Source organism: Paraburkholderia sp., assembly GCF_036488795.1.
Classification (GTDB): Bacteria; Pseudomonadota; Gammaproteobacteria; order Burkholderiales; family Burkholderiaceae; genus Paraburkholderia.
The window spans coordinates 41227-54885 of sequence record NZ_DASXHA010000106.1 but is presented as its reverse complement, the minus strand read 5'-3'; the positions used below and the strand labels follow the sequence as shown (position 1 = coordinate 54885).

The 13659-nt window shown below is 64.7% G+C and carries 12 protein-coding genes and 1 pseudogene; 7 read left to right on the top strand and 6 right to left on the bottom strand.

Annotated elements, in window-relative coordinates; translation table 11 throughout:
• Window positions 1–169 precede the first annotated feature (169 nt).
• Window positions 170–517 (bottom strand): annotated as a pseudogene (locus tag VGH41_RS15420) (haloacid dehalogenase); the annotation flags it as partial.
• 160 nt (window positions 518–677) lie between these two features.
• Between VGH41_RS15420 and VGH41_RS15415 the strand changes: the two are divergent.
• Together VGH41_RS15415 and VGH41_RS15410 are read left to right on the top strand one after the other, a co-directional pair.
• Window positions 678–1580, top strand: coding sequence for a LysR family transcriptional regulator (locus VGH41_RS15415; protein WP_331598334.1), 903 nt, complete (start codon window positions 678–680; stop codon window positions 1578–1580).
• 177 nt (window positions 1581–1757) lie between these two features.
• Entirely contained in the window at window positions 1758–2192 is a 435-nt protein-coding gene (locus VGH41_RS15410; protein WP_331598333.1) for a universal stress protein, read from the top strand.
• A 313-nt stretch (window positions 2193–2505) separates the two neighbouring features.
• Here VGH41_RS15410 and aceA read toward each other — a convergent pair whose 3' ends face one another.
• From aceA to VGH41_RS15395, 3 genes are all read right to left on the bottom strand, one after another.
• Window positions 2506–3813: an isocitrate lyase gene (gene aceA / locus VGH41_RS15405; RefSeq protein WP_331598332.1), complete on the bottom strand. Its 1308-nt coding sequence runs from the start codon at window positions 3811–3813 to the stop codon at window positions 2506–2508.
• 423 nt (window positions 3814–4236) lie between these two features.
• The gene (locus VGH41_RS15400; protein WP_331598331.1) at window positions 4237–5841 is read right to left on the bottom strand and encodes a DEAD/DEAH box helicase; all 1605 of its coding nucleotides are present in this window, start codon (window positions 5839–5841) and stop codon (window positions 4237–4239) included.
• A gap of 476 nt (window positions 5842–6317) precedes the next feature.
• The gene (locus VGH41_RS15395) at window positions 6318–6587 is read right to left on the bottom strand and encodes an acyl-CoA-binding protein (protein ID WP_331598330.1); all 270 of its coding nucleotides are present in this window, start codon (window positions 6585–6587) and stop codon (window positions 6318–6320) included.
• Between the two features lie 186 nt (window positions 6588–6773).
• Here VGH41_RS15395 and tsaB point away from each other — a divergent pair, with 186 nt between their 5' ends.
• The 4 genes from tsaB to VGH41_RS15375 are packed head-to-tail and all read left to right on the top strand — an operon-like array spanning window position 6774 to window position 10048.
• Window positions 6774–7577: a tRNA (adenosine(37)-N6)-threonylcarbamoyltransferase complex dimerization subunit type 1 TsaB gene (gene tsaB / locus VGH41_RS15390; RefSeq protein ID WP_331598329.1), complete on the top strand. Its 804-nt coding sequence runs from the start codon at window positions 6774–6776 to the stop codon at window positions 7575–7577.
• Complete coding sequence (gene rimI, locus VGH41_RS15385) at window positions 7574–8068, top strand: ribosomal protein S18-alanine N-acetyltransferase (protein WP_331598328.1); 495 nt, start codon at window positions 7574–7576, stop codon at window positions 8066–8068. Before tsaB ends, rimI begins: the two co-directional genes overlap by 4 nt.
• Window positions 8055–9071 carry a uracil-DNA glycosylase gene (locus VGH41_RS15380; protein WP_331598327.1) on the top strand — a complete coding sequence of 339 codons (1017 nt, stop codon included), beginning with the start codon at window positions 8055–8057 and terminating at the stop codon, window positions 9069–9071. The genes rimI and VGH41_RS15380 overlap by 14 nt, the downstream gene beginning before the upstream one ends.
• A gap of 2 nt (window positions 9072–9073) precedes the next feature.
• Window positions 9074–10048, top strand: coding sequence for a DUF1853 family protein (locus tag VGH41_RS15375; RefSeq protein WP_414696663.1), 975 nt, complete (start codon window positions 9074–9076; stop codon window positions 10046–10048).
• 34 nt (window positions 10049–10082) lie between these two features.
• Here the strand turns inward: VGH41_RS15375 and thiD are convergent, their stop codons facing one another.
• Window positions 10083–10889, bottom strand: coding sequence for a bifunctional hydroxymethylpyrimidine kinase/phosphomethylpyrimidine kinase (gene thiD / locus VGH41_RS15370; RefSeq protein ID WP_331598325.1), 807 nt, complete (start codon window positions 10887–10889; stop codon window positions 10083–10085).
• Window positions 10890–11006: 117 nt separating this feature from the next.
• Window positions 11007–12314: a lysophospholipid transporter LplT gene (gene lplT / locus VGH41_RS15365; RefSeq protein ID WP_331598324.1), complete on the bottom strand. Its 1308-nt coding sequence runs from the start codon at window positions 12312–12314 to the stop codon at window positions 11007–11009.
• A gap of 218 nt (window positions 12315–12532) precedes the next feature.
• Between lplT and alr the strand changes: the two genes are divergently transcribed.
• Window positions 12533–13603 (top strand): alanine racemase, encoded by a 1071-nt coding sequence (gene alr, locus VGH41_RS15360; protein WP_331598323.1) that lies wholly within the window; start codon window positions 12533–12535, stop codon window positions 13601–13603.
• Window positions 13604–13659 lie beyond the last annotated feature (56 nt).

The following is a 13659-nucleotide window of genomic DNA, read 5'->3' as shown; positions in this document are numbered from 1 at the left end:
AACGATGCGTGTGATGAATGGGTTGATTGGGATGAGGTCGGCTGGTGCGCCGGCAGGTGTCGCCTCGGCACGGTTGCGCTTGCCATCACGTGCCGGGGCTGTGGCGCGTGGGGCGTAGGCAAACGGTGCACGGCCAGGGCGACGCGAGGTCTTCTGGAAAAACGTCGTGCAGCTGACGCAAGCGGGCCATCGCATCAGGACGCGCCGACAGGCATGCGGATTCGTCCATCAGGCGCTGTTGCGCGGCGGCCGTGAGCGTCAGACCGGGCTTGTGCGCGGCAAAGCGCAGGGTGTCGAGCGTGATGGTCCGGAACGGCTGATAGCGCGAACCCGCGGGGGCGGCGAGTGTGCGCGGCCGGGTGGGTTCGATTTGCTTGAGCCGCCACAACTGCGAGAGCGTATTGCCGTGGCCCGGGGACATCTGCTGCGCCGCAGCCACCGCCGAATGCACGTCGAACAGCGTGCCGTAGGCGTCGAAGATGACTGCTTCGGGGAAGGGTGTCGTTGTGGCCGACATTGCCGTGCGCTCCAGTTCGAGGTCAGGACGGATTGTATTAGTGAAGTCAGACGGCTAAAAAGAGGCTAAACATCACTTGATTTTTTACTTTCATGCACCTAATCTGACGCGCATCCTCATTTTTGAGGCGTTTTCGGGCGCCTCCGGTTTTCATCCATTTATGGACCGCTTCAAGCAGATCGAGACGTTCATTACCGTCGCGGCCAGGGGCAGCCTGTCCGCCGCGGCGCAGGCCGAAGGCGTGGCGCCCGCCATCATCGGGCGGCGCATCGACGCGCTCGAAGAGCGGCTCGGCGTCAAGTTGCTGGTGCGCACCACCCGCAAGCTGACGCTGACCTTCGAAGGCTCGGCGTTTCTGGAAGACTGTCAGCGCGTCATGCAGGACATGCAGAACGCCGAGGCGAGCGTGTCGGCCGGCGGCATCAAGGCCAGCGGCCATCTGCGCGTGTCCGCGCCGGCGGGCTTCGGGCGGCGGCACGTGGCGCCACTGGTACCGGCCTTCGCCGCCGCGCATCCGGACGTATCGATCACGCTCGATCTGTCCGACCGTTTCGTGGATCTGGTCAACGAAGGCTTCGACTGCGCCGTGCGGCTGGGCGAATTGCCGGATTCGTCGCTGGTGTCGTTGCGCCTCGCCGACAACCGCCGCGTGTGCGTCGCCTCGCCTGCCTATCTGACGCGGCGCGGCTCGCCGCAGAGCCTCGCCGATCTGGCGCACCACGATTGTCTCGCGCTCGGCGCGAGCGCCAACCAGCAGCGTGGCTGGATGTTCCAGCAGGACGACAAGGTGGTGTCCATCAAGGTCTCCGGCACGATGGAATGCTCGGACGGCGCGGTGCTGCACGAGTGGTGTCTCGAAGGCTATGGTCTGGCCTGGCGCTCGTGGTGGGAGGTCGGCACGGACATCGCCGCCGGGCGTCTTGTCAGCGTGCTCGACGGGTTCGCCGCACCGCCCATCGGCATTCACGCGGTGTTTCCGCAGCGCCGCCATTTGCCGCTGCGCGTGCGGCTCTTTCTGGACTTTCTTAAACATACCTACGGTCATCCCGGTTATTGGGGGTGAAGCCGACGTATTCGCTCGAAGCCACGCGCGGCGCGGGTTTCCGATATGCGGACAGACCCGCAAGCGGGCGCCGCGTCCGTTTCGGCGCACTACAATCGATTGGGGCGGCCGGTGTTTCGGGGCATGGGCCACCGGTGGCATGGACAGCCCCAGCCGCAGTCGACGACGGAGGACACCATGTTCAAACACATCCTGGTTCCGACCGATGGTTCCGACCTCTCACGAAAAGCGATCGAAGGAGCAATCGATCTCGCTCAGGCCGTCGGCGCGCGCGTGACCGCTTACGCCTGCCTGCCGCAATATCCGTATTCGCCGTTCTCCGAAGTGGTGATCGAGCCGCCCGTGGACTTCCTCGAGCGCAGCGAGCGCGAGGCGCGCGTGCATCTGCAGGAAGTCGAGCGAGCGGCACGCAATGTCGGCGTGAGCTTCGATTGCCACACCAGCGTGCATCCTGCGCCGTATCTCGGCATCATCGAAGCGGCCGAGAAGGGCGGCTGCGACGTGATCTTCATGGCCTCGCACGGACGCCGCGGGCTGGGCAGTCTGCTGATCGGCAGCGAGACGCAACGCGTGCTCACGCATACGAAGATTCCGGTCATCGTGTATCGCTAGCGGGGATCGCGTTCCCGCAATTTGCGCGTGATGCCGTGCGCCGCGTTGCAGCAGGATTCACAGGAAAAACGCGCCGGCGATGAGGCCGCCGCGCCGCCTTGCGCGCGGCGCACCGTGCCGCTTCCGTCTCCCAGGTTCGACGCCCGCCCGGATTCGCTCAGTCCCGCGAGTCCCTCGCCAGATAGCTTTGCCGGCTCGCCCGTTGTGGCGTGTTCCCCTGACCGCGGCCCTCTGGCGGGGCCGCTTGCCTCGGTGCTTCGGCGTTCCATTCCAGCGCGAACTGCGCAGCAGCCCGTCTGCGGGCTGCGTGCGCTTACGCCACCTTCTTGTCGAAGAACTGCTCGTCTTCCGTCGAGCCATGCAGCGCGGTCGTCGAAGCGTCGCGTTCGACCGTTTGCGTCACGGCGTCGAAGTAGCCGGTGCCGACTTCGCGCTGATGCTTCACGGCAGTGAAGCCCTTTTCAGCGGCCGCGAATTCAGCCTGCTGCATTTCGACGAACGCGGTCATCTGATTGCGGGCGTAGCCGTGCGCGAGGTTGAACATCGAGTAGTTCAGCGCGTGGAAACCGGCCAGCGTGATGAACTGGAACTTGTAGCCCATGGCGCCCAGTTCTTTCTGGAACTTGGCGATCGTCGCGTCGTCGAGATTCTTCTTCCAGTTGAACGACGGCGAGCAGTTATACGACAGCAGCTTGCCCGGGAATTCCTTGTGGATCGCCTCGGCGAATTTCTTGGCGAACTCCAGATCCGGCTTGCCGGTTTCGCACCAGATCATGTCGGCATACGGCGCGTAGGCGAGGCCGCGCGAAATTGCCTGTTCGATGCCCGGCTTCGTGCGATAGAAACCTTCCACGGTGCGCTCGCCGGTCAGGAACGGCTTGTCGTTGTCGTCGATGTCCGACGTGACGAGGTCAGCCGCTTCCGCGTCCGTGCGGGCCAGCAGCACGGTCGGCGTGCCGGAGACGTCGGCGGCGAGGCGCGCGGCCGTCAGCTTGGCGATGTTCTCGCGAGTCGGCACCAGCACCTTGCCGCCCATATGGCCGCACTTCTTCACGGAGGCCAGCTGGTCTTCGAAGTGCACGCCTGCGGCGCCGGCCTCGATCATCGCCTTCATCAGTTCGAACGCATTGAGCACGCCGCCAAAACCGGCTTCAGCGTCCGCGACGATCGGCGCGAAGAAATCGACGTAGCCTTCGTCGCCCGGGTTCTTGCCTTCGGACCACTGGATCTGGTCAGCGCGCGTCAGCGTGTTGTTGATGCGCTTGACGACGAGCGGCACCGAATTCGCCGGATACAGCGACTGGTCCGGGTACATTTCGCCCGCGACATTGGCGTCGCCCGCCACCTGCCAGCCCGACAGATAGATCGCCTTCAAACCGGCCTTCACTTGCTGCATGGCCTGGTTGCCGGTCAACGCACCGAGCGCGTTGACGAACGGCTCGCTGTGGATCGACTCCCACAACTTTTCCGCGCCGCGTTTGGCGAGCGTGTGCTCAACCGGCACTGAACCGCGCAGACGCACCACATCATCAGCGGTGTACGTGCGCTTGATGCCGTTCCAGCGCGAATCCGTTTCCCATTGCTGCTGGAGTTGCTGTGCTTGTTCCTGGCGTGACGTCATGGCGTGCTCCTTGAATTGCCTGGTAAGTGGAATGTGAACCTTGTCTTCGACGAAGCGTTGGCCGTCAGGGTGTTCCGAACGGCCGGTGGTTCGTGAAGTCTTATATAAGAGTCTAGGCAAAACAGGAGAGGCGCAGTAGGCGCTTGTCACGCTTTGTTTGAGATTTTTTGTTTAATTAAATCAAGTCATTGCGTGTTCCATATCGCATTGAGAAAAGCAATTTCCCCTGCTGCAATAGGCGCAGTTGTGCCACGCAGCACGCTTTTTTACGACGCAAAAAAATTTTCCACATCGTGAAATGTGGAAGGTGAGTCCACAGGGCGAAAAAAAACCGGTGCCTGAGCACCGGTTTCTTGTGACGTCGTGACGGTACAGGACCGTCCGATATCTTTTCAGCGAGCCGTAAGGCTCACCGTGGATGTTTTAGCTACCACGACGTGCGGTACGCGGACCGTCGCTGCGGCGTGCGCCGTAGCCGCCGTCACGCGAGCCACCGTAGCCTTCGCGCGAACCGCCGCCGGCAGACTTGCCGGCCCAGCCGCCGCCATTGCCGCTACCGCTGCGCGCGCCGCCGCCGTTACCGGCCGGCTTGCCTGCGCCACTGCCGCTACCGAAACGACGGCCGCCGCCGTTGCCACCGCCAGGACGGCCACGGCCGCCGAAGCCCGGACGGCCATTGCCCGACGGCGCCGACTTGCGCGGCTCGAAGCCCGCGACGACGTTGACCGGCAGCGGAGTGCGCACGAAGCGCTCGATGCGCTTGAGCGCGCCCTGTTCGGCGTGATGCACGAGGCTCACGGCGACGCCCGAGCGGCCAGCACGGCCGGTACGGCCGATACGGTGCACGTAGTCTTCAGCGAACTTCGGCAGGTCGTAGTTGAACACGTGGGTGATGCCCGGGATGTCGATCCCGCGAGCGGCGACGTCGGTGGCCACCAGCACGCGCACACGGCGCTCGCGCAGCGCGCGGATCGTGCGGTTACGCGCGCCTTGCGGCAGGTCGCCGTGCAGGGCGGCCGATTCGAAGCCGGCGTCGGCAAGACGGCCGGCGAGCTGGTCGGCGTCCATCTTGGTTGCCGTGAAGACGATGGCCTGATCGAGGCCGGAGTCGCGCAGCAGATGGTCGAGCAGACGGTCCTTGTGATCGCGGTCGTCGACGTAGTGGACGGTTTGCGCGATGTTGGTGCGCTGTTCCATGCGTTGCACGATCTCGATACGCTCCGGATCCTTCAGCAGGCGGCCGGTCAGCGAAGTGATCTTGCCGTCGAGCGTGGCCGAGAACAGCATCGTTTGACGCGTAGCCGGCGTAGCGGCGACGATGGTTTCGATGTCTTCGATGAAGCCCATATCCAGCATGCGGTCGGCTTCGTCGAGCACGAGGATCTGCAGTTGCGACAGATCGATACGGCCGCGCTCCAGATGGTCGATCAGACGACCCGGCGTGGCAACCAGGATTTCCGGGTTCTTCGCCAGCAGCATCAATTGCTGACCGTAGGCGACGCCGCCCAGAATGCTGACGGTACGCAGGCGCTTCAGATGCTTGCCGTAGGTGGCAGCAGCGGTGGTGACCTGCATCGCGAGTTCGCGGGTCGGTGTCAGAACCAGCATGGTCGGACGGGCGACCGGTTGCGGACGGCGGGTGCGGGCGCCATCGGCCGGACGCGGCTCGCGCGGCTGGCTGGCCTGCGCCTTTTGCAACTGCGAGAAACGCTCGATGGCGGGCAGCATGAACGCGGCGGTCTTGCCCGAACCGGTCGGGCTGGAGACCATCAGGTCGCGGCCGGCGATGCCGGCAGGGATCGCGCGTTGCTGAACCGGCGTGGGGTTTTGATAGCCAGCGGCGGTCAACGCGGAGACGACGTCCGCGGACAGACCGAGCGACGCGAACGTCGGGCCGGTCGGGGCCGTGGTTTCAGCGGCGACGGCTTGCGTAGCGGCAACTGCTGCTTGCGCGGGTGCGTCGGCGAGACCGAGGGCTTGATCGGCGATGGCGTTCAACGGGCTGCTGGGGGTATTGCTCGAAGTCATGAGAATCCTTGATGCACAGGGAATTAAAACGTCGGCGCCAATCGGCATACCCAAGTCGTCGGATTCAGCGAGCAAAGAAGCAGCGAGCAAATCGAAAAACGGGGGCAGCTCGCAACAATGAAGGCGAGCTTTTCGTTAGAAGCTGTATCGGTTGCGACATGCCAACACGGCGTGTCGCCAGCCTGGTACATGATCGCCCGTAGGGGGCTAGGCAGGAGGGGACAGGTTCTAAACTGGATTGGAGCAAAACGCTACGAGGCGCTGCGCCGCAAAGGCCGCTGGGAGAAAGCCGGGCAAAGCAGTGAAGCGCAGGCAGCATTGTATAGGGTTTTGCTGCACCGCGCCACATTTAAGACATTTCCAGGGGAAAGGCGTATTTGCCGCTGGTATTTTGATCTGGCTTGACCTCTGGCGGCCGTCGGCGGTGCTTGCGAGGCGAGGCGCCGGATCAAGCCGCCGGGTTCGGGCCGCCGGCGTCAGGCCGACGCGCCGTTTTTCAGCGATTCGACCAGTTCGACGTATTGCTGCTTTGCCGCGTCCTGCGAGGTGCCCTTCATTGCGGCCCACGCGTCGTATTTGTACTTGCCGACGATGTCGGTGAAACCCGGCTTGTCGCCGTGCACATCGCCCTTGGTGGCCTGCTTGTACAACGCGTACAGACGCAGCAGCGTGAGGTTGCCCGGCCGCTCCGGCAGTTGTTGCACCTCTTCGTGGGCTTTGGCAAATTGCGCGTCGACGTCGCTCATGTTTTCTCCGTGGCTAAATCCTGATGGGCCGACGATCATAACAAGCACCGCCGCTTGCAGGATTGCAGCCGGCTGGAGCGATTCTTCCAAACACGTAAGCCGCCGGCGCCGATTCTGGCGTGCGCAACACCTTCGACGGCACGCCGGGTGCCCGGCAACGCGGGACCCCGCATTACAATAGCGGTCATGACCCGAACTGTGCTGCTTGCCCTCGATACGTCGACCGAATTCTGCTCGGTCGCGCTGCTGTCCGCCGCTGCCCAAGCGGCGGGCTCTCCCGTCTCCGAACCGCTTGCCCGGGTGCGTCACGAAGCCACGGGTGCCGTGTCCAGCACGCGACTGTTGCCGGCCATCCGCGAACTGTTCGACGAAGCCGGCCTTGTGCTGGCCGATTGCGATGCCATAGCGTTCGGCGCGGGTCCCGGCTCGTTCACCGGCCTGCGCACGGCGACCGGTGTGGCGCAAGGGCTGGCATTTGGCCTGAATTGTCCGGTCGTGCCGGTCAGCACGCTACTCGCGTGTGCCGAAAGCGCGCGGCTGCGCAATCCGGCTGCCACGCGCGTGCTGGCGGCGCTCGACGCCCGCATGGACGAAGTCTACTGGGCCGACTACGCATGGAATGACGAAGAAAGCGAATGGCGCATCATCCAGCCTGCCTCGCTCGACGCGCCTGACCGGCTGACGCTGCCCACGGTGCCGTTCACGCTGGCGGGCAACGCGGCCGCGGCCTTCGGCGCGCGGCTTGCGGCAACGCAGGTCGCGCAGGTGATCGACGGTGAGGCGCTGCCGCACGCGCTGCCGTTGGCTTGCGCGGCGCTGCGAGCGTTGCGCGCCGGCCGCACCGTGCCGCCCGAGCTGGCGGCACCGGAATACGTGCGCAACAAGGTCGCGCAGACCACCGCGGAGCGTATGGCGGACAAGGCCGCCAGGACATCGCAGGCCGCGGGACTGGCCGCGCACCCGGAACCTCAAGGCGAGGGCGGACGATGAGTGGCGTGTTGCTGGCGGACCGCTATATGTCGCCGATGACCGAGGGCGATCTTGATGAGATCGCCATCCTCGAAAAGGCGGCCTACGAGTTTCCGTGGAGCCGCGGCAATTTCGAAGATTCGCTGCGCAACGGCTATTTCGGCATCTGCCTGCGGCACGTCACCGGCACGTTGATCGGTTACTGTGTGCTGATGCCGGTCGTCGACGAAATGCATCTGTTGAACCTGTGCATCGCGCCTGCCGCTCAGGGCGCGGGTGCCGGGCTGACGCTGCTGCGCGAAGCGGTGCGCGTCACCCGCAACGAGAAACTCGACGGCCTGCTGCTCGAAGTGCGGCCGTCGAACCACCGGGCTATCAAGCTTTATGAACGCTTCGGCTTTACCTCGATTGGCCGTCGCAAGAACTACTATCCGGCGCGTCATCGCAGCCGGGAGGACGCCATCGTGATGCGTTTTTCGTTTGCCAGGGAGGGCGCAGATGGCGCTGCATGAATCCGCATTGGAAGAACTCGGGCTCGCACCGTTATGGGTGAGGCGCGGCATGGGGCAGGCGAGCGCGGGGCAGGGCGAGGCGGCTGAGTCGGCTGCTGTGTCCGGCTCTGCGGCTGGCGCCGAAGAAGGCGCAGCTTTGCACACCGACGCTCAGCTTCAGGCGCCGGCGCATGCGCCAAGCCGGCTCGCGGCGCAGGGTGTCGCGCAGGTTCCCGCTCGCGCGGGACGCGACGACGAAGAGCCGCCCGGGATAACTGGGCGCGCGTCGGATGCGCCTGCGGCAAGACGCGCGGCGCCAGCCGTGCAGCCGACACCGTCCGCAGCATCGGCGCCACCCGAAGACGACTTTGCCTGGTTCGACGCATCGCCGTCCCATCCGGCGTCGCAAGTACGTGAGGTTCCGGCCGAGGACAGCGGCCCGACAATCCACACCCTGGAGTGGGACGCGCTGGGCGAGCGCGTCGCCAGCTGCGAACGGTGCCGTCTGTGCGAGAAGCGCACCAACACGGTGTTCGGCGTGGGCGACCGCGACGCCGACTGGATGCTGATCGGCGAGGCGCCCGGTGAGAACGAAGACCGTCAGGGCGAACCGTTTGTCGGCCAGGCCGGCAAGCTGCTCGACAACATGCTGCGTTCGCTGACGCTCGCGCGGGACACCAACGTCTACATCGCGAATGTGATCAAGTGCCGCCCGCCTGGCAACCGTAACCCGGAGCCGGACGAGGTCGCACGCTGCGAGCCTTATCTGCAGCGCCAGGTCGCGCTGGTCAAGCCGAAACTGATCGTCGCGCTGGGCCGTTTTGCCGCGCAGAGCCTGCTGAAGACCGACGCCAGCATTTCGTCGTTGCGCGGCCGCGTGCATGCTTACGAGGGCGTGCCGGTGATCGTCACCTATCACCCGGCGTATCTGCTGCGCAGTCTGCCGGATAAGGCGAAAGCCTGGACCGACCTGTGCCTCGCACGCGACACATGGCTCAAGTCGGCCGGCACGCCGCCTGACTGATGATGGAGATCGGGCCGGCAGCGTTACCCGCGGTTGTGTCCACGGCACGGCTCGATGCGCTGCGCGCGCCTGCGGTGCGCGATCTTGCCTGGCTGCTCTTCAGCGCGGATCTGTTGCGCGCGCAACCACCGGTCGGGATGCTGGCGAGCGTCTTCGCAACCGAGGCTGAACTCAGCGCGACAGTCGACTGGCTGCTCGCACTGGACGCCGACCCGAGCGCCTTGCTGCACGACATCGCAGCGGCCCGCGTGACACGTCTTGGCCGTTACGCGGAATGCCTGCTCGCGTGGTTTCTCCAGCATGGTCCAACCGCGCGACTGATTGCCGCGAACGTGCCGCTGCGGCGCGCCGGCTTGACCTTGGGCGAGTGCGATTTCCTGGTCGAGACCCGGGCGGGACGGCGTCTGCATTGGGAGCTCGCCGTCAAATGCTACTTGCACGCCGGCGCCGGACGCGGGCAACTGGCGGACTACGTCGGACCGAATTTGCAGGATCGTTTCGATCTGAAGCTGACTCGCGTGCTCGATCATCAGTTGCCGCTCAGCGCCCGCGCGGAATTTGCCACGCTCGGCCACACCGGGCCGTGGGAGCCGCAGATGTTCATCAAAGGCTGGCTGTTCTACCGGCACGGCGAGACGGTACACGAGTCTGGGCAGATCGATCCGGCGCATGCGCGCGGCTGGTGGACGACGCGCCACGACTGGCCGGCTTTCGCGGCGAGTCATGCCGCGTTCTGGCGGGTTCTGCCGCGTCTGGAATGGCTCGCGCCACGGCGGCACGAGCGCGGCGCGGCGCAAGCGGAGGGCATTGCGTTCGTGGATGCGCCCGCGTTGAGCGAGCGGATCGCGCATCAAAACGGCCCGACGATGGTGGCGGGTTTCTACGCCGACGCTGCAGGCCGCTGGGTTGAACGCTCACGCGGCTTCATCGTGCCGGACGACTGGCCGGATAAGGCGCAGGCGTTTGCGCGCGAGTGAGGGTGGCGCAACCTGGCGCCGCCTCACCACCACCTCACCACCACCGATAAAAATGATGCACCGGCCCGACGCCATGTCCGACGTCGAGCTGGTCGCTGGCTTGCAGCGCGCCGGTCAGATAGGTTTTCGCATCCGCGACCGCGCTCGCCAGATCCGCGCGCTGCGGAATCAATGCGGCAATTGCCGAGGACAGCGTGCAGCCGGTCCCATGCGTGTTCTTCACCGGCACACGCGGGGCGCCGAGGCGTAGTGTGCCGCTATCCTGCACGAGCCAGTCGGGGCTGTCGGCGGCGCTCAGGTGGCCGCCTTTCATCAGCACCGCGCGCGCGCCGAGCGCGCGCAACGCCTCGCCTTGCTCGATCATGCCGGCTTCGTCGGTCGCGGCGGCAACGCCGAGCAACGCGGCGGCTTCCGGCAGGTTCGGCGTCAACAGATGGGCGAGCGGCAATAGTTCGTCGCGCACAGCCGCGACGGCTTCGGGTGCCAGCAGCGCATGATTGCTCTTCGAGATCATCACGGTATCGAGCACGATGTGTTTCGGCTGATGACGCCGCAGCGCCGCAGCCACCGCGCCGACGATCTGCGCATTGGCCAGCATGCCGATCTTCACCGCATCGATGCGGATATCGTCGAAGACTGCATCCAGTTGCGCCGACACGAAGGCGGCATCGGGCGTATGTATCGCCGTCACGCCCCGGGTGTTCTGAGCGGTCAGCGCGGTGATCACGCTTGCGCCGTATGCGCCGAGCGCCGAGAAAGCCTTGAGGTCGGCCTGGATACCCGCACCGCCGCCGGAATCGGAGCCGGCGATGGTCAGGACGTTGGGAATGCGTTGAGTCATCTCGAGGACTGGATACAGAGGCTAGGTGCAGGGGCCAGCTGCGGGGCTAAAAGCAGAGGCTAAATGCCGCGGGCCAAAAGCGAAAGCCCGATGCGCAGGCCGATGGCAAAAACTGGCTCAGTGCTTCACTTCGCCGATCAGCGCAACCGAATCGAAGGCGCGCTGGTTGGCCTGATGACGCCGCATCACGAACCACATCATCACGCAGACGAAGGTGCCGAACAGCACGATGACCGCCGAGACCGGCACGTCGAGCCATACCAGCACCGCGTACAGGCATAGCATCACCAGCACGGAGAGGTTTTCGTTGAAATTCTGGACGGCGATCGAGTGACCGGCCGACAGCAGCACGTGGCCGCGATGCTGCAGCAGCGCGTTCATCGGCACGACGAAAAAGCCCGACAGCCCGCCGACGATCATCAGGAAGATATAAGCGAGGATCAGATAACCCGAGACATGCATGTGGCCGAAGTAAAAGCCCCAATGCGCGGGAAACAGGTTGCGGGTGTAGAAGGCCATCAGCATCACGGCGAGGCCCATCATGATGCCGACCGGCAGTACCGAGAGCGACTTCTTGAGCGGGACCCGCGAGGCCGCGATGATGGCGCCCGCGGCCACGCCGACCGCGACGACCGCCTGCAGGATCGCGCCTTCGGACAGCGACATGCCCAGCGAGACTTCCGCCCACTTCAGCACGATGAATTGCAGCGTCGCGCCCGCGCCCCAGAAGAGCGTCGTGACGGCGAGCGAGATCTGGCCGAGCTTGTCGCGCCAGAGAATCAGGAAGCAGTCGGCGAAGTCGGTGACCAGCTTGATCGGGCCGCGTTCCTGTTTCGGATAGCGCGCGCCGGTATCGGGAATGCGCAGATTGAACAGCGCGGCGATGACGTAGATGGCCATGATCACGAGCATCGCAGCTTCGGCCGGTGTGTTGACGGTCGGAATATGGTGCTTGAGGATGGTCGAGGCAATGTGCGGGCTGATCAGCGCGCCGCCTAACACCGTGCCCAGAATGATCGAGCCGACCGTGGTGCCTTCGATCCAGCCGTTCGCGGCGACCAGCCGGTCAGGCGGCAGCAGTTCGGTGAGGATGCCGTATTTGGCGGGCGAGTAGGCCGCGGCCCCAAATCCGACAATGCCGTACGCAATCAGCGGATGCGCGCCGATCAGCATGGTGAAGCAGCCCACCACCTTGATGGTATTGGTGACGAACATCACGCGCCCCTTCGGACGCGAGTCGGCAAAAGCCCCCACGAAAGCAGCGAGAACGACGTACGACAGCACAAAAAACAGCTTGAGCAGCGGCGTCATCCAGTTGGGGGCGTGAAGGTCTTTCAGCAGTGCAATAGCAGCGATCAGAAGCGCATTGTCGGCCAGCGACGAAAAAAACTGCGCGGCCATGATGGTGTAAAAACCTTTTTTCATCTGATGCGATGCTGTCCTCGCTGCGGTCCGTCCGCCCCGGCCGTGTGCAAGGCGTCCGGGCTTATTCCGTTCGAAATGGGTTGTGCGCACGGCTTTATATCACGAAAATACATGGATTCGGACTAGCAGAATCCTTGATCGCACCGCCCAGCGGGCTCCTGAGCACTGAAAACGCACTGTAAGCTCCTGATTCGCAAGCGTCTTTACGAAAATTTCCCATGCCGCGCCCCCTCTCAGCCACGATTCACACCGCTGCTCTTGCCAATAACCTCGCCGTCGCCCGCCGCTACGCCCGCCATTCCAAAATCTGGGCTGTCGTCAAGGCCAACGCGTACGGTCACGGCCTGGCGCGTGCCTTTCCTGGTTTGCGTGCAACGGACGGCTTCGGATTGCTCGACCTCGAAGAAGCTGTGAAGTTGCGTGAATTGGGGTGGGCGGGACCGATTTTGTTGCTCGAGGGTTTTTTCCGTCCCACGGATATCGACGTCATCGACCGCTACAGCCTCAGCACGGCACTGCACTCGGACGAGCAATTGCGCATGCTGGAAATGGCGCGTCTGTCCAAACCGGTCAATATCCAGCTGAAAATGAACACCGGCATGAACCGGTTGGGCTATACGCCGGAGCGTTTTCGCGCAGCATGGGAGCGGGCGCGCGCATGTCAGGGCGTGGGCCAGATTACGCTGATGACGCATTTCTCGGACGCCGATAACGAGCACGGCGTCACGCATCAGATGGAGGCTTTCGAGCGCGGCGCGCAGGGCATTGCCGGGGCGCGCAGCCTGGCGAATTCGGCGGCGACGCTGTGGCATCCCCAGTCGCACTTCGACTGGGTGCGGCCCGGCATCATTCTGTATGGGGCATCGCCCTCGGGCGTGACGCAGGCCGTTCACGGCACGGGGCTGCAACCGGCCATGACGCTTGCCTCCGAACTGATCGCCGTGCAGACCGTCGCCGAAGGGCAAACCGTCGGTTATGGCTCGACCTTCAAGGCACGCGGGCCGATGCGCATCGGCGTGGTGGCGTGCGGCTATGCCGACGGCTATCCGCGTTGCGCGCCGGAAGGCACGCCGGTGATCGTCGACGGGGTGCGCACGCGGCTCGTAGGCCGCGTGTCGATGGACATGGTGACCGTCGACCTGACGCCGTGCCCGACCGCCAATATCGGTTCGCGGGTCGAGTTGTGGGGGCACAACCTGCCCATCGACGACGTTGCGCTGGCGTGCGGCACGATCGGCTACGAGCTGATGTGCGCGGTGGCGCCGCGCGTGCCGGTGCGGGCGGAATGACGCGGCTCTGCTGACCGGCTTCTCACTTTTTATCCTCAGACATAACAGCAGACAGG